Below are 19,532 nucleotides of genomic sequence, written 5' to 3'. Positions count from 1 at the left end.
ATGGCAGGAAACCCAACAATAAGACTTAATAAAGTTCTCAGGGAATTGAACATTTCGCTGGATAGGGCTGTAGACCACCTTTCTTCTATGGGTCATGAGGTGGAGGCAAGGCCTACAACAAAGATTACAGATGAGGTGTATCAAGTACTGTTGGATGAATTCCAAACGGATAAGAGTAAAAAGGTAGCTTCCAAGGAAGTTGGTGAGGAAAAAAGAAAGGAAAAGGAAGCCCTAAGAATTCAGATTGAGCAAGAGCAAGAAGAAAGAAGGCTTGCTAGAGAAAAGCGCAATGCCGAACAAGTAATAAAGGCTAAAGCAGAACTTGCTGGTCCCAAAACGGTTGGTAAGATTGACTTGGATAAAAAGCCAAAGGCACCTAAAGCTGCGGAAAAGGTAAAAGAACCTGAGCAACCTAAAGCTGAAGAGCCTAAAGTTAAAGAGCAACCTAAGGTTGAAGAACAACCTAAAGTAAAAGCTGAATCTACTCCTGAAATTGTTTCAGAGGAAATAAAAGAGAAGCCTGAAGTAAAAGAAAAAGAAGCTGTTGAATCTGTAGAGAAGGTTGTTGAGGCCCCAACAGAAGAAACGGATGAGGCCAAGGAGCCCGAAGCTATTCAGACCCAATACAAAAAACTTAGTGGGCCTAAGATTACTGGTGATAAGATAGACCTTACCCAGTTTAATAAGCCAAAGAAAAAGAAAGAAGAGCCCAAAAAACCAAAACCTGCAGCATCAACTTCTGATAGCAATGCGGATAGGAGAAAGCGCAGAAAACGTATTATCAGCAGTAATCCTTCGCAGTCTGGTGGTAATCGCCCTCCAAGAGCGGGTGGTGGCAATAATAGTGGTCCAGGTAGAAGAGGAAATCAGCGTTCTGCAGCTCCAAAGGTTGAGCCAACAGAAGAAGAAGTACAAAAACAAGTGCGTGAAACCCTAGAAAAACTTCAAGGGAAATCAAACAAAGGCAAAGGAGCTAAATATAGAAGAGAGAAAAGAGATCAACACCGTCAGCAGACGGAAATAGATCTTGAGATTCAAGAGTTGGAAAGCAAAATTCTTAAGGTCACCGAGTTTGTTACGGTGAATGAGGTTGCCACGCTTATGGAGGTTTCTACGACCCAAATTATATCTGCATGTATGTCATTGGGTATTATGGTGACCATGAACCAGCGTTTGGATGCGGAAACGCTTTCTATTGTTGCAGAGGAATTTGGATATGAAGTTGAGTTTATAACTGCAGAGATTGAGGAATCTATTGAAGAAGAGGTAGATGCTCCAGAAGATTTAGAGCCAAGAGCTCCTATTGTTACCGTAATGGGGCATGTGGACCACGGTAAAACATCTCTGCTTGATCATATAAGGGAAGAGAATGTAATTGCAGGAGAAAGTGGAGGTATTACCCAGCACATTGGTGCATATGGCGTTACATTACAAGATGGACAAAAAATAGCATTTTTAGATACGCCGGGTCACGAAGCTTTTACGGCAATGCGTGCTCGTGGTGCTCAAGTAACGGATATAGCAATAATTGTTGTAGCGGCGGATGATGATATAATGCCTCAGACAAAAGAGGCTATCAGTCATGCCCAAGCAGCAAGTGTTCCAATTGTTTTTGCTATTAATAAAATAGATAGACCTGCCGCTAACCCTGAAAAAATTAAGGAAGGTCTAGCAGCTATGAACCTATTGGTGGAAGATTGGGGAGGTAAAATTCAGTCCCACGACATTTCTGCAAAAACAGGTGAAGGAGTAAAAGAATTACTTGAAAAAGTATTGTTGGAGGCTGAACTGTTAGAGTTGAAAGCAAATCCAAACAGATTGGCTTCAGGTACTGTTGTGGAAGCATTCCTGGATAAGGGTAGAGGATACGTATCTACAGTTTTGGTGCAAACAGGAACCTTGGAAATAGGTGATTACGTGCTTGCTGGAACTTGCAGTGGTAAGATTAAGGCAATGCAGGACGAGCGTGGAAAGAATATTAAAAAAGCAGGGCCAGCCACACCAATTTCTATTTTGGGATTGGATGGTGCGCCTCAGGCAGGTGACAAGTTCAGTGTATTGAATGATGAGCGTGAAGCAAAACAAATTGCAACGAAGCGGTCACAATTACAGCGTGAGCAATCTGTTCGTACACAAAGACATATCACCCTAGATGAAATTGGTAGACGAATCGCCTTAGGAGATTTCCAAGAATTGAACATTATCCTTAAAGGGGATGTGGATGGTTCTGTGGAGGCATTAACAGATTCGTTCCAAAAATTATCTACAGATGAAATACAGGTTAATATCATTCATAAAGGTGTAGGTGCTATAACAGAATCTGATGTGTTATTGGCAAGTGCATCGGATGCCATTATCATTGGGTTTAATGTTAGACCAATGGGGAATGCACGGATGGTAGCGGACAAAGAAGAAATAGATATCAGAATGTACTCTATTATCTATGATGCTATCAATGACCTTAAAGATGCTATGGAAGGTATGTTGTCTCCAGTGATGAAAGAGGAGATTACAGGTAATGCTGAAATTAGAGAAACCTTTAAGATTTCCAAGATTGGAACTATTGCAGGGTGTATGGTCACCAGTGGTAAAATCTTTAGAAATTCACAAATTAGATTGATTCGTGATGGCGTAGTAATCTTCACAGGTGAATTGTCATCACTTAAACGATTTAAGGATGATGCTAAAGAAGTGGCCAAGGGGTATGATTGTGGTCTGCAAGTTAAAAACTACAATGATATTAGAGAAGGAGATATTGTAGAAGCCTTCCAAGAAGTAGCAGTCAAGAAAAAGCTTTAATAAAATGTATTGAAATAAAAAATCCCGCTTCGGCGGGATTTTTTATTTATCTAGAAGTATTTTCAGGTTTTAGGAGCATGGCATCCGGGTATTTTTTACGCACTTCCAAATACTTGCGCTCAGCTTCCAATTTTGTTTTAAACTTACCCAAACGTACTCGATATGTTGGGGACTCAAATTCTATTTTTGAATACCACCCTGGAAAATCAACATCTATCTTGGATTTTAAGTTTTGAGCCTTTTGGTAACTGCCAAAACCTACCTGAATTTGATAAAAATCCGCCTTGGAATTGACTGCTGTATATAGTTTTGTTAATTCTTCAATACGCGGGTCTTGTTCAATAGTAATACTACCTTCTTGCGCAGAAAGTTGAATAGCGAAACCTATTAAACATACTATGATTACTGGGGTTTTCATGATATATGGTAGCTTTTCTTTTTTGTCTTTATACAAATGTAAATTTTTATGTTTTACACGAGGTGTTTTCATTTTATTTAGAATCTTTATAAATTAGATATTATAGATCCCTTAACATTTTAAAAAATAAGTCTATGTCGTACTTTTGTGTCCGATTTTAGTACGGTAAAAACCTATTGTTCTCAATATCAGTAGTAATAATCGTGCCAAAGATTTCGACAGAAATTTCGATAATATGAAAAAGGTTTTATACCGCCATCTTTTTTCTAAAGTTTTAGGTTTATCCCTCCTAGTTTTTCCCACTTCGTTTTATGCACAAGAAGAAGCTGCTTCAGTAGAAGTTGTTGTTGAAGACGCTGGTACTGCAGGAGGAGATGTTGCAAAAGGTAAACAGTTGTTTAATCAAAACTGTGCCGCATGTCATGCTCTGAATCGTAAGATGACAGGTCCTGCATTGGCAAATGTGGAGGCTAGATTGGCTGAGGATGAAGGTTTGGACAAAGAATGGCTTTATGCTTGGATAAAGAATAGTCCTGGAATGATTAAGGCTGGGGATGCTTATGCTGTCAAAACATACGCGGAGTACAATCAAGCGGCTATGACCGCTTTTCCAACATTGTCCAATGCAGATATAGATGATATTTTGGCGTATACGGCTGCTCCGCCACCAGCGCCTGCGGTTGCTGCGGTCGCTGATTCTGTTGGAGAGCAGGGAGGATCTTCCGGGGGTGTATCAAATGAAATTATTTTAGGTGCACTTACGCTTGTTTTCGCTCTTTTGGTCATCATGTTGATTTTGGTGAACAATACATTAAGACGTATTGCTGAAGCCAATGGAGTGGTGTTAGAGAAAGAAAAAGCTGAAAAGCGCACTCCAATATGGAAAGCTTTCGTACAAAATCAGTTTTTGGTTTTGGTGAGTGCTATTTTCTTGCTGTTGGCGAGTGCTTACTTTGCTTACGGTTGGATGATGCAAGTTGGTGTTGATCAAGGATACGCTCCTGTGCAACCCATCCATTATTCGCACAAAATACACGCTGGAGATAATAAAATTGAATGTAAATATTGCCACTCTTCGGCAAGGGTTTCAAAACATTCTGGAATACCATCTTTAAATGTTTGTATGAATTGTCATAAATCCATTTATGAATATCAAGGCAATCCCGAAGGGCCAAGTGCAGAAGATATTGCAAATGGTCATACCAATGAATTCTATACTGGTGAAATCAAAAAACTGTATAAAGCAGTTGGTTGGGATGAAGAAAACCAAAAATATACTGGTGAAACTCAACCTGTAGAATGGGTTAGAATCCATAACCTACCGGATTTCGCCTATTTCAATCACTCACAACACGTTTCCGTAGCAGGAATAGAATGTCAAACTTGTCATGGCCCTGTAGAGGAAATGGAAGTGATGTACCAATTTGCTCCGCTAACAATGGGATGGTGTATCAATTGCCACAGAGATACCAATGTGAAAGTGGAGGGCAATGAGTACTATACGGCCATTCATGAAGAGCTATCCAAAAAGTACGGGGTCGATAAGTTGACCGCTGCTATGATGGGCGGTTTGGAATGTGGTAAGTGTCACTATTAAGAATTAAAAAGAAGATAATCTCAGATATATCGTATGGCATCAAACAAAAAATATTGGAAAAGCGAAGCGGAGTTAAATCCGAACGATTCCATTGTTGAGGCGCTAAGACAAAACGAATTTACAGAACAGATTCCCGTTGATGAGTTTTTAGGCGACAAGGAAAACTTGTCAGCTTCCACTACCAACAGAAGGGACTTCTTAAAATATGTGGGTTTCAGTACTGCGGCAGCAACAGTTGCAGCCTGTGAAGGACCTGTTCATAAGTCTATTCCTTATGTTGTTCAACCAGACAGGATTGTACCAGGAGTTGCTAATTACTATGCGACTACAATTGCTGACGGACATGATTTTGCCAGTATTCTGGTTAAGACCAGAGAAGGAAGACCTATTAAAATTGAAAATAATACAGAGGCTAAAGTAAGTGGTAGTGCAAATGCCAGAGTTCAAGCTTCTGTACTTTCATTATATGATAGCACAAGGGTGCAAGGACCTTCTGCCAATGGTGAGCCTATTGAGTGGAAGGTGTTGGATGCTACGGTTAGAGCAAAATTAGGGAGCCTTAAAGATTCCAACAAGCAAATTGTATTGCTGACCCAAACACATGCAAGCCCTTCTACTGATAAATTGATTGCTGAGTTTAAGGCTAGCTATGGTGAAAATGTAAACCATGTAGCGTATGATGCTATTTCTGAGGATGCCGCATTAAATGCATTTAATACCGCTTATGGTGAGCGTGCTTTACCAGATTATGATTTTGAGAAAGCAGATCTGATAGTTTCTTTTGGTGCAGATTTCTTAGGAGATTGGCAAGGAGGAGGATATGATGATGGCTACGCTAGAGGACGTGTTCCTAAACATGGAAAAATGTCTAAGCATGTTCAGCTAGAATCCAATATGTCATTGACAGGGGCTAATGCAGACAAGCGTTACCCAATGACGCCAACACAGCAAAAAATTGCTTTGGCAAAGTTGTATGGAAAATTAAATGGCAGTAACGTTGGGGGAGGAACTTCTGATGTTGATGCAGCGGTTGAAAGCATCGCAGCTCAAATTAGAAAAGCTGGTAGTAAAGCTGTTGTTGTTACTGGACTAAATGATATCAATGCGCAAACTGTTGTGCTTGCAATTAATAAATTGTTGGCTAGTGAAGCTTTTGATACGGAGAACCCTAGATATATTCGTCAAGGAGATAGCGCTAAAGTGACAAAGTTAGTCGCAGATATGAATGCTGGCCGTGTAGGAGTTTTGATTATGGACGGTGTAAATCCAGTTTATTCGCTACCAAATTCAGCGGATTTTGTATCTGGACTTGATAAGGTTGATGTTTCTGTAAGTTTTGCATTTAATAATGATGAAACTGCACAGGCGTCCAAGTATGTTGCAGCTGCTTCCCATTACTTAGAGTCTTGGGGCGATGCGCAATTCAAAAAAGGACATTACAGTCTAGCACAACCTGCTATTCGCGAGCTTTTTGATACAAGGCAGTTTCAAACAGCTTTGCTTACATGGATGGGTAGCGAAAAAACATATTACGAATACATAAAAGAAACATGGACTGCAGAAGTGCTGCAAGAATCTGATTGGAATAAAGCATTGCAGGATGGGGTATTTACTGCGCCTGTTGCTCCAGAAATCGATGAGCAGCCAGTAGCGGTTTCTGCTGATGTAGAAGAAGTGCAAGAAAGCATTGTTCCTATTGCTTCAGCTATACGTTCCTTAGTGAATACAACAAGTTCTGGAACAGAATTGGTTTTGTATTCTAAAGTGGGAATGGGAGATGGTCGTCAAGCCAATAACCCATGGTTGCAAGAATTCCCTGATCCAATTACCAGAGTTTCATGGGATAACTATGTGACGGTTTCCAAGTCAGATGCAGAAGCTTTGGGTATGGAAAACTTTAATGTGGCCGATGGAGGTTTAAATGGAAGCTATGCAAAACTAACTGTTGATGGTACTGTTTTGGATAATGTCGCAGTGATCATCCAGCCAGGTCAAGCTCCCGGTACAGTCGGTCTTTCATTTGGTTATGGTAAACAAGCTGGAATGAAAGCTGAAATGGCGACTGGAGTAAATGCATTTTCACTGTACAACAATTTCAACAACGTACAATCGGTTAGCATAGAAAAAGCTGAAGGAACACATGAATTTGCTTGTGTTCAGTTGCATAAAACATTAATGGGTAGAGGGGATATTATCAAGGAAACTACCTTGGAAATCTTCAACACCAAAGATCATCACGAGTGGAATGCAGTTCCACAGGTATCCAAAGATCACCAAGAAATTCCTGTTACCTCGCCAGATGCAGATTTATGGCAAGAATTTGATCGTTCTATTGGGCATCACTTTAACTTATCTATCGATTTAAATTCTTGTACAGGTTGTGGAGCATGCGTTATTGCTTGCCATGCAGAAAATAATGTTCCTGTTGTTGGGAAAGAAGAAATCAGAAAATCAAGAGATATGCACTGGTTGCGTATTGATAGATACTATTCATCTGAAGAATCTTTTGAGCAGGATAATGAGAAAAAGGATAACATGGATGGCCTTTGGGGTGATAATGGCTCCTTGGGTGGATTTAGAGAGATGGAAGATGCATCGGCAAATCCTCAAGTAGCATTTCAACCTGTTATGTGTCAACACTGTAACCATGCACCTTGTGAAACAGTTTGTCCGGTAGCGGCAACTTCTCACGGTAGACAAGGTCAGAACCAAATGGCATACAACCGTTGTGTAGGTACAAGATACTGTGCCAACAACTGTCCATATAAAGTACGTAGATTCAACTGGTTCTTGTATTATGACAATGACGAGTTTGACTACAATATGAATAATGACCTAGGGAAAATGGTCATTAATCCTGATGTTAATGTACGTTCAAGAGGGGTAATGGAAAAATGTTCCATGTGTATTCAAATGACACAGAAGACCATTTTAGATGCTAAGCGAGATGGACGTGTAATTAAAGATGGAGAATTCCAAACAGCTTGTTCATCTGCATGTAGCAGTGGAGCTATGGTATTTGGAGACATCAATGATAAAGAAAGTAAGATTGCCGAGTTGAAGGAAGATGATAGAATGTATCACCTATTAGAGCATGTGGGCACAAAACCCAATGTGTTCTACCATGTTAAGGTGAGAAATACGAACGAGGCTTAATCAATAAATAAGAAAGTAACTAGAAGATAAATTATGGCGTCGCATTACGAAGCACCTATTCGAAAGCCCTTAGTACTTGGAGATAAAGGATACCATGACGTTACCGTGGATATCGCAGCTCCTGTGGAGGGAAAGGCCAACAAACATTGGTGGATTGTATTTACCATTGCTTTAGTTGCATTCCTTTGGGGTCTAGGATGTATCATTTATACCATTTCCACAGGTATTGGGGTTTGGGGTCTTAATAAGACCGTAAACTGGGCCTGGGATATTACAAACTTTGTTTGGTGGGTAGGTATTGGTCATGCAGGAACACTGATTTCTGCAGTATTGCTCTTATTTAGACAGAAATGGAGAATGGCGATTAACCGTTCTGCAGAAGCGATGACCATATTTTCGGTAATTCAAGCGGGATTGTTCCCTATCATTCACATGGGACGTCCTTGGTTGGCTTATTGGGTACTTCCAATTCCAAACCAATTTGGTTCGTTATGGGTAAACTTTAACTCACCATTGCTTTGGGATGTATTTGCAATTTCAACGTATTTATCCGTTTCCTTGGTTTTCTGGTGGACAGGTTTGTTACCTGATTTTGCAATGATTCGTGATAGAGCTGTTAAGCCATTTCAAAAGAAAATCTATAGTTTACTAAGTTTTGGATGGACTGGTAGAGCCAAAGATTGGCAACGTTTTGAGGAAGTTTCATTGGTTTTGGCAGGTTTGGCCACACCACTTGTACTTTCTGTGCATACCATTGTATCCTTTGACTTTGCTACGTCGGTAATTCCAGGATGGCATACCACCATATTCCCACCTTACTTTGTTGCAGGTGCAATTTTCTCTGGATTTGCTATGGTAAACACTTTGCTTATCATCATGAGAAAAGTGTGTAGCCTTGAAGCGTATATAACCGTTCAGCATATTGAGTTAATGAACATTGTAATCATGATTACAGGTTCTATAGTGGGGTGTGCCTATATTACGGAACTATTCATTGCTTGGTATTCTGGAGTTGAATACGAACAGTATGCATTCCTAAATAGGGCAACAGGACCTTATTGGTGGGCTTATTGGTCTATGATGACTTGTAATGTGTTTTCGCCACAGTTCATGTGGTTCAAAAAATTGCGTACAAGTATCATGTTCTCATTCTTCATTTCCATTGTGGTAAACATAGGAATGTGGTTTGAACGATTTGTAATCATTGTTACTTCTCTACATAGAGATTACTTGCCATCTTCTTGGACCATGTTCTCTCCAACATTTGTAGATATTGGAATTTTTATCGGCACCATAGGCTTCTTCTTTGTTTTGTTCCTGTTATATTCAAGAACATTCCCTGTAATTGCACAGGCAGAGGTTAAATCAATTTTGAAGGCATCAGGAGAGAAGTACAAGAAACTTAGGGATGCGGGAAAACCTTTATACGAAATGCCAGCTGTAAAAGGTGAGGTAAAGAAAGAAAAGGCTCCAAAAGTAGAAAAGGACAATCCTGATGAAAAGAAAGTTTCCTCCTTATTAGATACCATTGGTGTATTTAATGCGGATACTGAAACTGCAGACGATTTGAAGAAAGTAAAAGGTATAGGGCCTCAAATGGAACAGACCTTGAACCAGATAGGAATTTTTACGTTCGCGCAAGTGAGTAAAATGACCGAAAAAGAATATGATTTGTTGGACTCTATTACCGGTTCGTTCCCTGGAAGGGCGCAACGTGATGATTGGGCGGGACAAGCAAAAAAATTAAACGCTAAAAAATAGTTATGGCATCTAAAGTTATACATGCACTTTATACTGATGATGATGTGTTGATGCATGCCGTAAAGAAGGTAAGAGCAGAACACCATCATATTGATGAAGTGTATACACCTTTTCCAGTACATGGTTTAGACAAGGCATTGGGTCTAGAAGATACTCGTATAGCAATCACTTCTTTTATGTACGGTTGTTTGGGCCTTATTGTGGCCATTGTTATGATGAACTATATCATGATTGATGATTGGCCCCAGGATATTGGTGGTAAACCAAGTTTTACTTATTTGGAAAACATGCCTGCTTTTGTGCCAATTATGTTTGAGTTAACGGTGTTCTTCGCTGCCCACTTAATGGTGATCACATTTTATTTAAGAAGTAGAATGTGGCCATTCAAAAAGGCGGAAAACCCAGATGTAAGAACTACGGATGACCATTTTTTAATGGAAATAGGAGTTCACAATAACGAAAAAGAGCTTACTGCTTTGTTGTGGGATACAGGAGCTGTGGAAATAAATGTTACAGAAAAGGAGTCATAAAAATATGAAGCATTTAGGTAAAATAGGTATTGTCTTAGTTTTGGTCCTGTCTATGGCTGCTTGCGCTGACAAGAACAGTCCAAACTACCAGTATATGCCCAATATGTATGAACCTGTTGGATACGAAACCTATCAGGGAGTTGACAATGGATTGTTTCCAAATGGGACAGAAGCTATGCTCCCTGCAGAAAACACTATCCCTAGAGGGTATATGCCATACAAATTTGAGAATACTCCTGGAGGAAAAGATTTGGCAAGATTGGATGTGAGCCCACTGGACTCATTGCAAAGCGAGGCCAATTTGGCAATAGGAAAAGAGCTTTATGATATCTATTGTGCAATTTGTCACGGACCAAAAGGTAAGGGGCAAGGTACATTGGTGAAAAGAGAAAAGATATTGGGTGTTCCTAGCTACGATGATGTTGCACGTAACATTAACGTAGGTAGCACATATCATACAATTTATTATGGATTAAACTCAATGGGTTCTTATGCATCTCAATTTGCTAATGAAGAAGAGATGTGGCAAGTGTCCGAGTACGTAATGAAATTAAAGGAAGACCTAACAAAATAATTGGATAAGAGTATACTATGTACACGTTTTCAAACAGACTAAAAATAGGATCTTTCATTGCAATGGCAGTTGGATTGATTTGTTTAGCAACAGGTTTTTTATCCGCTCCCAGTACCGTGGAAGAAGCTAAGGCAATGGTGGCCTCAGCACATGATGATGGTCATGGAGGTGGACATGGCGAAGAAGCTTCAAGTCATGCTGCCGAAAACCATTCAGGAAAAGATGCGCACGGTGAAGCTTCAACACATGGAGAAGAGCATGATGCATCACATGATGAACATTTGTTGCACCAATTACAAAATAGACCTTGGTCTGCATTATATGTAGCTGCCTTTTTCTTTTTTATGATATCACTGGGTGTATTGGCCTTTTATGCCATTCAACGTGCAGCTCAAGCAGGTTGGTCGCCCTTGTTATTCAGGGTAATGGAAGGTATTACTGCATATTTGGTTCCTGGAGGAATAATTGTATTTGTCATTTTGTTGCTTTCTGTACTGCACATGAACCATATGTTTGTTTGGATGGATGCTGATGTTGTTGCTCATGATAAATTGTTACAAGGGAAAGCAGGGTATTTGAATCCTACTTTTTTCCTGATTCGTGCTGCTATTTTCTTGGGCGGTTGGATTTTCTATCGTGAGTACTCCAGAAAACTTTCTTTGGCACAAGATGAGTCTGATGATAATTCAAACTTTAAATTGAATTTCAGAATCTCTGCTGCCTTCTTAGTGTTCTATTTGATTACAGAATCCATGATGTCTTGGGATTGGATTATGAGTGTAGATCCGCACTGGTTCAGTACCCTATTTGGATGGTATGTGTTCGCTAGTATGTTTGTTTCGGGAATAACCGTAATTGCTATGGTTACCATTTACTTGAAATCAAGAGGATATTTAGAAGATGTAAACAATAGCCATATTCACGATTTGGCAAAATTCATGTTCGGTATCAGTATTTTCTGGACATATTTATGGTTTTCCCAATTTATGTTGATATGGTATGCCAACATCCCAGAAGAAGTTACTTATTTTATCACAAGAATAGAGGATTACAAATTGCCATTCTTTGGAATGCTGGCAATGAACTTTATATTCCCATTATTGGTATTGATGAACAGTGATTACAAAAGAGTAAATTGGTTTGTTATCATGGCAGGTATTGTAGTTCTCTTTGGACACTATATGGATGTTTTCAATATGATCATGCCAGCTACTGTTGGTGACCAATGGTATATAGGATTACCTGAAATTGGAGGAATATTGTTTTTTGGAGGATTGTTTGTGTACTGGGTGTTCAACACACTTACAAAACAACCATTACAGCCAAAGCGCAATCCATTTATTGAGGAAAGTAGACAATTTCATTATTAATACGATTAAGGCTTAGAAAGATATACAATGACTGCATTATTAACATTGACTGTTTTAGTACTGGTAGCAATCGCAATCTGGCAAATGACCAAGATTTTTGAATTGTCCCAACTAAAATCAGAAAACACGGAGATAGCCACAGATTCAGATAATAAGTACAATGGTTATTTGTTATTCGGATTCCTGATTTTTATCTACGGAATTACCATATTTAGTTTTGCAAAATATAATAAGATGTTGCTTCCAGAAGCTTCATCGGCTCATGGTGGTGAGTATGACCAACTCATGTGGGTATCATTTGCCATTATCTTTTTTGTACAGACTATAACACAAGCCTTACTGCATTATTTTGGATATAAGTATAGAGGAGAGAAAGGCAAGAAAGCACTTTTCTTTGCAGATAATGACCGCTTAGAGTTTATATGGACAATCATACCGGTTATTGTACTTGCTGGTTTAATTCTATGGGGATTATATACATGGACCAACATCATGGATATAAATGATGAAGACGATCCTTTAATTGTGGAATTATATGCCCAACAGTTTAATTGGACAGCACGTTATGGTGGGGATGATAATGTTCTTGGAGATGCAAGTGTTCGTTTAATAGATATTGATAGAGCAAACGTTCTTGGTTTAGATGAATCTGATCCAAATACTGCAGATGACGTTATCGTAAAAGAATTGCACTTACCAGTTGGCCGTAAGGTGAACTTTATGATGCGTTCCCAAGATGTGCTTCATTCGGCATATATGCCTCACTTTAGAGCCCAAATGAACTGTGTTCCTGGTATGATTACCCAATTCTCATTTACTCCTACAGTTACTACGGAAGAAATTCGATTGAACCCAGATGTGGTTGATAAAGTAAAAAGAACAAATGCGATAAGAGCAAAAAGGGCTGCTGCTGGTGAGCCTAATTCAGACCCATGGGAATATGATTATGTGCTACTTTGTAATAAGATTTGCGGCAAATCCCACTATAATATGCAGATGAAGATTATAGTAGAGACCGAAGAAGAATACAATAAGTGGATGGCAGAACAGACTACCTTTAAGGAAACTGTTACTCCCGCTGAATAACATAGGTTAGGAAAAGAAATAATAAAATTTTAAAAGAGATTATGTCAGCTACTGAACACGGACACGAAGATCATGGACATCATCATAAAGAAACGTTTGTAACCAAATATATCTTTAGTCAGGACCATAAGATGATTGCCAAGCAATATCTTATTACGGGTGTTTTGATCATGGGCTTTATTGGAATTGCAATGTCATTATTGTTTAGAATGCAATTGGCATGGCCTGGAGAATCATTTTCAGTTTTTCAAGCATTTTTAGGCAAATGGGCTCCTGAGGGCGTCATGGATGCCGATGTTTACTTGGCATTGATTACTATGCATGGTACCATTATGGTATTCTTTGTGCTGACTGCAGGATTGAGTGGTACTTTTAGTAACCTATTGATTCCTTTGCAGATAGGTGCTCGTGATATGGCATCCGGCTTCTTGAACATGCTTTCTTTTTGGATGTTTTTTGTATCAGCTGTAATCATGGTTATTTCGTTATTCGTTGAAGCTGGACCGGCAGCAGCAGGTTGGACTATTTACCCTCCATTGAGCTCATTGCCAATGGCACAGCCAGGCTCTGGTATGGGTATGACCTTATGGCTAGTATCCATGGCAATATTCATTGCTTCATCGTTATTGGGTTCCTTAAATTATATTGTAACAGTAATCAATTTGAGAACCAAAGGAATGTCAATGACACGTCTGCCATTGACTATTTGGGCATTTTTTGTTACAGCAATTATCGGTGTAATATCCTTCCCGGTATTACTTTCAGCAGCTTTGCTATTGATAATGGATAGAAGTTTTGGCACATCCTTTTTCCTTTCAGATATATTTATTCAAGGAGAAGTGCTTCATTATCAAGGAGGGTCACCCGTATTATTCGAACATTTGTTCTGGTTCTTGGGTCACCCAGAGGTATATATCGTTTTACTACCTGCTTTGGGAATTACTTCAGAAGTAATGTCAACCAATGCAAGGAAGCCTATATTTGGTTATAGAGCTATGGTAGCTTCCATTTTAGCTATTGCTTTCTTATCTACTATTGTATGGGGTCATCATATGTTCATCTCTGGTATGAATCCATTCTTGGGCTCTGTATTTACATTTACAACATTATTGATTGCAATACCGTCCGCGGTAAAGGCCTTCAACTATATAACCACCCTTTGGAAAGGAAATCTGCAACTGAATCCCGGTATGCTATTTTCTATAGGTTTGGTTTCAACCTTTATATCAGGAGGTCTTACAGGTATTATACTTGGGGATAGTACATTGGATATCAATGTACATGACACCTACTTTGTAGTAGCTCACTTCCACTTGGTAATGGGTATTTCTGCACTGTATGGACTTTTTGCTGGAGTGTACCATTGGTTCCCTAAAATGTTCCAGGGTAGAATGATGAACAAAAACCTGGGTTACGTCCATTTCTGGATTACTGCAATATGTGCCTATGGAATATTCTTCCCAATGCACTTTGTGGGTATGGCTGGTGTACCAAGGCGTTATTATGAAAATACGGCATTCCCAATGTTTGATGAATTAACAAACGTTCAAGTATTGATGACGGTATTTGCACTTATTGCAGGAGCGGCACAATTGGTCTTCGTTTATAATTTTGTAGTAAGTATATTTTACGGAAAAAGAGGGCCTCAAAACCCATGGAGTTCCAATACACTGGAATGGACAGCTCCTCAAGAGCACATGCATGGAAACTGGCCAGGTGCTATTCCGCATGTACACCGATGGGCATACGATTATAGTAAAACCTATGAAAACGGTGAATACATTATTCCAGGGCAAGATTTTGTTCCGCAGAATATTCCGCTTCAGGATAATGAAGAAGAACTCAACCACTAAGACGTTAGATAAAACAAAAACCCATCCCATTCGGATGGGTTTTTTGTTTACAGCGTTTTGGTACAACAATTGTTATCCGTAATTGTAATATCTTTAAGAACCTTAAATCGAATACTTGTGAAAAATCTTGTAATACTACTTTTATTGTTGTGCCATGTGACGTTAATGGCGCAGCGTAAACCAAAGATAAAAGGAAGTCGAATTGTTACCGAAGTCAACGAGGAACTACCGGCCTTTAATGCAATCCAACTTAATGATAACCTAAATATCGTATTAAAAAAGTCATTTGGCCCTGGATATGTAATTGTAGCTGATGATAATCTTATAGATATTTTAAAATTCAAAGTAGAAGACAGCACATTGGTAATAAGCTCTTTTTATGATGTCACCGCCAAAAAACAATTTGATATTACCATAAATTACACTGAACTCAAAGCAATTACTGTAAAAGAGGGCAGTGTAGTTACAAACGATATTATCAGCAGCGATGAATTGTTTGTAGATGCTTTTGCCGATGCTAAATTGGATATTAAGGCAAATGCCGCGATAATGGATATTAATTTGGAAGATACCAGCAAAGGAGATTTTAATGTTGATGTGGATTCACTCAATATAGGACTGAAAAATAGGGCCGAAGCTTATATATATTCTGTAAATGAAGTAAGCTTGGTGGATTTGGAAGGAAATGGATCCTTGACCTATGAAGGTACTTCGGACAGAACAGAAGTTGACTTAACAGGAAATGCAAAATTCAAAGGCGAAAAAATGGAAGCGGGAACAATTAAGGCCCGACTAGAAAATGCGGCAAATGCCCGCATATATGCCTATAGAGATTTGGAGCTTAGTGCCAAGGGAAATTCAAGAATCTACCTTTACGGGAATCCTAAAATTACGGTTCTCGAATTTTTGGATACTTCACAATTAATTAAGAAAGTAGAGTGATTTTGCCTATTTGGTAATAGGAGCGGTCATACAATGCTCTGGAATTCCAAATCCATCCACCAATACTTCAATATGCGGGCGTAACTCTGTGGATAAGCGCTCCACTCGCTGTCTAATAGCTTTAGACTTTGTACCACTAAAATACCCTTGCTCCAAATACCAGCCAGTATCGTTATAAAGTTGGTGCAGTGCATAAAGTGTCCCCAACTTTTCTAATAATACCTTATGCTTTTCGTCAGTAACGGAAGTACAAAATTCATTGAACACATGATAAGCCAATTCTATACTATAGGATTTTCCCAAGGCTAACAAGTGGGTCTGTACTTTTAAAAAGGCCTGATATGAAGGGATTCCTTTTTTTATATAACTCCTAATTCGCATTGCCAAGGTATAGGTGAGCCGTCGGGTTCTATAATTAAAGGCATGCTTATGAAATTTTGGGTTGTACAAATGTTCCTTATCCACTTTATTGGAGTAGATAGGGTTAATGGTACTTAGTTTATCTGCAAGTTGACTTCGTAACAACTTTAAAACCGAAGTAAACCCAGCACTATTGAACTCAGCTTTAAAATCAGATAAAACCCCTTTGGCCGCCAATTGTAGTAAAACATTGTTGTCCCCTTCAAAAGTGGTAAATATGTCCACATCCCCTTTTAGGTCGGCAATTCTATTTTCTAATAAATACCCTTTTCCGCCACAAGCCTCCCTACATTCTTGAATAGTATCGTTCGCAAACCATGTGATGATGGATTTAAGTCCGGCCACTTGAGTTTCAACTTTTCTTTTGTCCGGTTGTGAATCATCGCTATACCGTTTCATCATTTCCTCCAAAGTAACATGATAGACATAGGCGCTCGCTATTGCAGGGGTAAGTCGTAATTGATGGGTGGGGTAATCCATGATAAGATCTTCCTGAATCTTAACACTATCATTAAATTGCCTTCTGTTCAATGCATGCTTTACTGCTATGGTCAATGCCATTTTTGCACCACCAACAGCTCCTTTTGCAACACAGATACGACCACCAACCAAGGTTCCCAACATGGTGAAAAATCGTTTATTCGGATTTTTAATAGCAGAAAAATAAGTGCCATCACTCCTAATTTCCCCATATTTATTCAATAAGTTTTCACGAGGAACTTTGACTTGATTAAACCAAATCTTTCCATTATCCACACCATTTAGACCAAGTTTATATCCATTGTCTTCAATAGTGATACCTTCCAACACATCATTTTTATTATCCCGTACAGGAACCAAAATAGCGTGTACCCCTTCATTTTTACCATCCACAATCAACTGTGCAAAAACGGACGCCATAGTTGAATGCAATGCATTGCCTATGTATTCTTTATTATCGTTTTGCCCTGGAGTATGAATAATGATGGAGTCAGTTTCCTTGTCATAAGTAGCTGTTGTTTTTATGCCTCTTACATTAGAACCATGCCCTGTTTCGGTCATGGCAAAACAACCCAATAATTTCGCTTTTCCGGTATCTGCCAAATATTGGTCGTGATGTTTTTTGGTGCCCAACTTCTGAATGCTACCGCCAAAAAGCCCAAATTGAACCCCAAATTTTACTGCAAGGCTCCCATCAATAAACATAAGATGCTCAAAAATTGCTCCGTATGCTGGCATATTACCGGTTCCTCCATATTCGAGGTCATATGCCATAGCGCCATATCCGTTAGTACCCAAGAGCTGAACTTGTTCCAATACTTTCCTCCTAAAATCTTCCTTATTTCTTCTAACATCCCAATGAAAAATGGGTTGATTCAGAAAGTTTCTAAAGTTATCAACGGCTTTATCGTGTGGGCCTTTTAAAATACTATCGAGTACTTTGGCGTTGTAAAAATCAGATGTTTTATGATGTATGACTTCAACATCAAATAAATGATTGTAGTGGTTGGGTTGTATCCCCAAATTTATTTCAATATGTTTTAAATGGTCATTGAAATCGCAACTGTCGCAGTACAAATTCCCTAAACGTTGGCTTAATGATGCAAGAGGATAGGTATCACTTTCAATAAGTTTAACATTGGAATTTGTAATAGTATGTTTCCAATGTTTAAGTTCTTCATCTGCTGGCGGATTTTCCCTATCCAACCAAAGTGAAAGTTGTTCTTTTTCATCCGGTTCAAGTACAGAATCTTGCTCAATGGTTTTTTTGACCACGGATATTTCGGAGGCCGAAAGTAGATCATCTGACCAGATGACATAAAAAAATGGAATGTACTGTAAAATGCCTATTGAGTAATCAGATTTTACCATAAAAAGCTAAGTTGAAGAAATTGTATTTTTTTTCTTTGACGTATCTAATTTAAGATTTAGATTTTTAAGATGGTGCAGGAATCTTTAGACTCATAGATTTTAGAAGAATTGGTTTCTGGTACATTTGGTTTTCAACTATATTTGTTAGGATATGAATGAAAATCTAGACCCTACACCTGAGAATTTCTCTCAAGAAGAGCTTGATATTGAAAGAGCTTTAAGACCAATTACCTTCGATGATTTTACTGGTCAGGAGCAGGTGTTGGAGAATTTGAAGATTTTTGTACAAGCTGCTAACCTTCGTGGTGAAGCTCTAGACCATACCTTATTTCATGGTCCACCGGGATTGGGGAAAACTACACTTGCCCATATTTTGGCAAATGAACTTGGAGTAGGAATAAAGATTACTTCAGGTCCAGTTTTAGATAAACCAGGGGATTTGGCGGGGTTGCTGACTAATCTTGATGAAAGGGATGTATTGTTTATAGATGAAATTCATCGTTTAAGCCCAATTGTAGAAGAATACCTGTATTCTGCGATGGAGGACTATAAGATTGATATCATGATTGAAACAGGCCCTAATGCAAGAACTGTTCAAATCAATTTAAGTCCATTTACTTTGATAGGTGCAACTACCCGCTCAGGATTGTTGACGGCACCTATGCGAGCTCGATTCGGTATTCAGAGCCGATTGCAATATTATAATACGGAATTATTGTCGACCATTGTAGAACGAAGTGCTGAGATACTTAAAGTGCCCATTACGAATGATGCGGCCATAGAGATTGCCGGTAGAAGTAGAGGAACACCAAGAATTTGTAATGCCTTATTACGAAGGGTGCGTGATTTTGCCCAAATAAAAGGCAACGGAAATATAGATATGGACATTTCCAAATTCAGTTTAAAAGCCTTGCATGTGGATGCACATGGTTTGGACGAGATGGATAATAAAATCTTGACTACCATTATAGATAAGTTCAAAGGAGGTCCTGTAGGCATTACAACATTGGCTACCGCAGTTTCAGAAAGTGCAGAAACCATTGAAGAGGTCTATGAACCTTTTTTGATTCAACAAGGATTTATTATGCGTACGCCAAGAGGCCGGGAGGTTACAGAACTCGCCTATAAGCATTTGGGCAGAATCAAAGGGGCAACGCAAGGAGGGTTGTTTTAAT

General features: G+C 39.0%; 13 protein-coding genes. 11 read left to right on the top strand and 2 right to left on the bottom strand.

Going from position 1 to position 19,532, the window contains the following annotated elements:
- Positions 1 to 2,799: a translation initiation factor IF-2 gene (infB, locus tag SJY44_RS17295; protein WP_396590653.1), complete on the top strand. Its 2,799-nt coding sequence runs from the start codon at positions 1 to 3 to the stop codon at positions 2,797 to 2,799.
- 46 nt (positions 2,800 to 2,845) lie between these two features.
- Here infB and SJY44_RS17290 read toward each other — a convergent pair whose 3' ends face one another.
- Positions 2,846 to 3,217 (bottom strand): SPOR domain-containing protein, encoded by a 372-nt coding sequence (locus SJY44_RS17290; RefSeq protein ID WP_299169168.1) that lies wholly within the window; start codon positions 3,215 to 3,217, stop codon positions 2,846 to 2,848.
- A gap of 235 nt (positions 3,218 to 3,452) precedes the next feature.
- On the opposite strand from SJY44_RS17290, the gene SJY44_RS17285 reads away from it, so the two are divergent.
- From SJY44_RS17285 to SJY44_RS17245, 9 genes are all read left to right on the top strand, one after another.
- Positions 3,453 to 4,814 carry a c-type cytochrome gene (locus SJY44_RS17285; RefSeq protein ID WP_396590652.1) on the top strand — a complete coding sequence of 454 codons (1,362 nt, stop codon included), beginning with the start codon at positions 3,453 to 3,455 and terminating at the stop codon, positions 4,812 to 4,814.
- A 33-nt stretch (positions 4,815 to 4,847) separates the two neighbouring features.
- A complete protein-coding gene (locus SJY44_RS17280; RefSeq protein WP_396590651.1) occupies positions 4,848 to 7,970 on the top strand; it encodes a TAT-variant-translocated molybdopterin oxidoreductase in 3,123 nt (1,040 codons plus the stop codon).
- A gap of 33 nt (positions 7,971 to 8,003) precedes the next feature.
- Entirely contained in the window at positions 8,004 to 9,731 is a 1,728-nt protein-coding gene (gene nrfD / locus SJY44_RS17275; protein ID WP_396590650.1) for an NrfD/PsrC family molybdoenzyme membrane anchor subunit, read from the top strand.
- A 2-nt stretch (positions 9,732 to 9,733) separates the two neighbouring features.
- Positions 9,734 to 10,261 (top strand): DUF3341 domain-containing protein, encoded by a 528-nt coding sequence (locus SJY44_RS17270; protein WP_298929332.1) that lies wholly within the window; start codon positions 9,734 to 9,736, stop codon positions 10,259 to 10,261.
- A 4-nt stretch (positions 10,262 to 10,265) separates the two neighbouring features.
- Positions 10,266 to 10,835: a cytochrome c gene (locus SJY44_RS17265; RefSeq protein WP_298929330.1), complete on the top strand. Its 570-nt coding sequence runs from the start codon at positions 10,266 to 10,268 to the stop codon at positions 10,833 to 10,835.
- Positions 10,836 to 10,852: 17 nt separating this feature from the next.
- Complete coding sequence (locus tag SJY44_RS17260) at positions 10,853 to 12,205, top strand: quinol:cytochrome C oxidoreductase (protein ID WP_396590649.1); 1,353 nt, start codon at positions 10,853 to 10,855, stop codon at positions 12,203 to 12,205.
- A 27-nt stretch (positions 12,206 to 12,232) separates the two neighbouring features.
- Positions 12,233 to 13,291 (top strand): cytochrome c oxidase subunit II, encoded by a 1,059-nt coding sequence (locus SJY44_RS17255; protein ID WP_298929325.1) that lies wholly within the window; start codon positions 12,233 to 12,235, stop codon positions 13,289 to 13,291.
- A 41-nt stretch (positions 13,292 to 13,332) separates the two neighbouring features.
- The gene (locus SJY44_RS17250; RefSeq protein ID WP_298929323.1) at positions 13,333 to 15,144 is read left to right on the top strand and encodes a cbb3-type cytochrome c oxidase subunit I; all 1,812 of its coding nucleotides are present in this window, start codon (positions 13,333 to 13,335) and stop codon (positions 15,142 to 15,144) included.
- Positions 15,145 to 15,261: 117 nt separating this feature from the next.
- Positions 15,262 to 16,086 (top strand): GIN domain-containing protein, encoded by an 825-nt coding sequence (locus tag SJY44_RS17245; protein ID WP_396590648.1) that lies wholly within the window; start codon positions 15,262 to 15,264, stop codon positions 16,084 to 16,086.
- 6 nt (positions 16,087 to 16,092) lie between these two features.
- On the opposite strand, the gene SJY44_RS17240 is transcribed toward SJY44_RS17245, so the two are convergent.
- Complete coding sequence (locus SJY44_RS17240) at positions 16,093 to 18,357, bottom strand: acyl-CoA dehydrogenase (RefSeq protein ID WP_396590647.1); 2,265 nt, start codon at positions 18,355 to 18,357, stop codon at positions 16,093 to 16,095.
- 151 nt (positions 18,358 to 18,508) lie between these two features.
- Here SJY44_RS17240 and ruvB point away from each other — a divergent pair, with 151 nt between their 5' ends.
- On the top strand, positions 18,509 to 19,531 hold the full coding sequence (gene ruvB / locus SJY44_RS17235) for a Holliday junction branch migration DNA helicase RuvB (protein ID WP_298929315.1): 1,023 nt from the start codon (positions 18,509 to 18,511) through the stop codon (positions 19,529 to 19,531).
- Position 19,532: the final 1 nt, after the last annotated feature.

The organism is Allomuricauda sp. R78024, assembly GCF_044596045.1.
In the GTDB taxonomy this organism is placed as follows: Bacteria; Bacteroidota; Bacteroidia; order Flavobacteriales; family Flavobacteriaceae; genus Flagellimonas.
Note: the sequence above shows the minus strand (reverse complement) of the source record. Positions and strands in the feature narration are given on the sequence as shown.

What these genes read in the sequence shown, in the direction of transcription:
- infB (WP_396590653.1), top strand. Translation starts at nt 1, where the DNA reads ATGGCAGGAAACCCAACAATAAGACTTAATAAAGTTCTCAGGGAATTG.
- SJY44_RS17290 (WP_299169168.1), bottom strand. Translation starts at nt 3,217, where the DNA reads ATGAAAACCCCAGTAATCATAGTATGTTTAATAGGTTTCGCTATTCAA.
- SJY44_RS17285 (WP_396590652.1), top strand. Translation starts at nt 3,453, where the DNA reads ATGAAAAAGGTTTTATACCGCCATCTTTTTTCTAAAGTTTTAGGTTTA.
- SJY44_RS17280 (WP_396590651.1), top strand. Translation starts at nt 4,848, where the DNA reads ATGGCATCAAACAAAAAATATTGGAAAAGCGAAGCGGAGTTAAATCCG.
- nrfD (WP_396590650.1), top strand. Translation starts at nt 8,004, where the DNA reads ATGGCGTCGCATTACGAAGCACCTATTCGAAAGCCCTTAGTACTTGGA.
- SJY44_RS17270 (WP_298929332.1), top strand. Translation starts at nt 9,734, where the DNA reads ATGGCATCTAAAGTTATACATGCACTTTATACTGATGATGATGTGTTG.
- SJY44_RS17265 (WP_298929330.1), top strand. Translation starts at nt 10,266, where the DNA reads ATGAAGCATTTAGGTAAAATAGGTATTGTCTTAGTTTTGGTCCTGTCT.
- SJY44_RS17260 (WP_396590649.1), top strand. Translation starts at nt 10,853, where the DNA reads ATGTACACGTTTTCAAACAGACTAAAAATAGGATCTTTCATTGCAATG.
- SJY44_RS17255 (WP_298929325.1), top strand. Translation starts at nt 12,233, where the DNA reads ATGACTGCATTATTAACATTGACTGTTTTAGTACTGGTAGCAATCGCA.
- SJY44_RS17250 (WP_298929323.1), top strand. Translation starts at nt 13,333, where the DNA reads ATGTCAGCTACTGAACACGGACACGAAGATCATGGACATCATCATAAA.
- SJY44_RS17240 (WP_396590647.1), bottom strand. Translation starts at nt 18,357, where the DNA reads ATGGTAAAATCTGATTACTCAATAGGCATTTTACAGTACATTCCATTT.
- ruvB (WP_298929315.1), top strand. Translation starts at nt 18,509, where the DNA reads ATGAATGAAAATCTAGACCCTACACCTGAGAATTTCTCTCAAGAAGAG.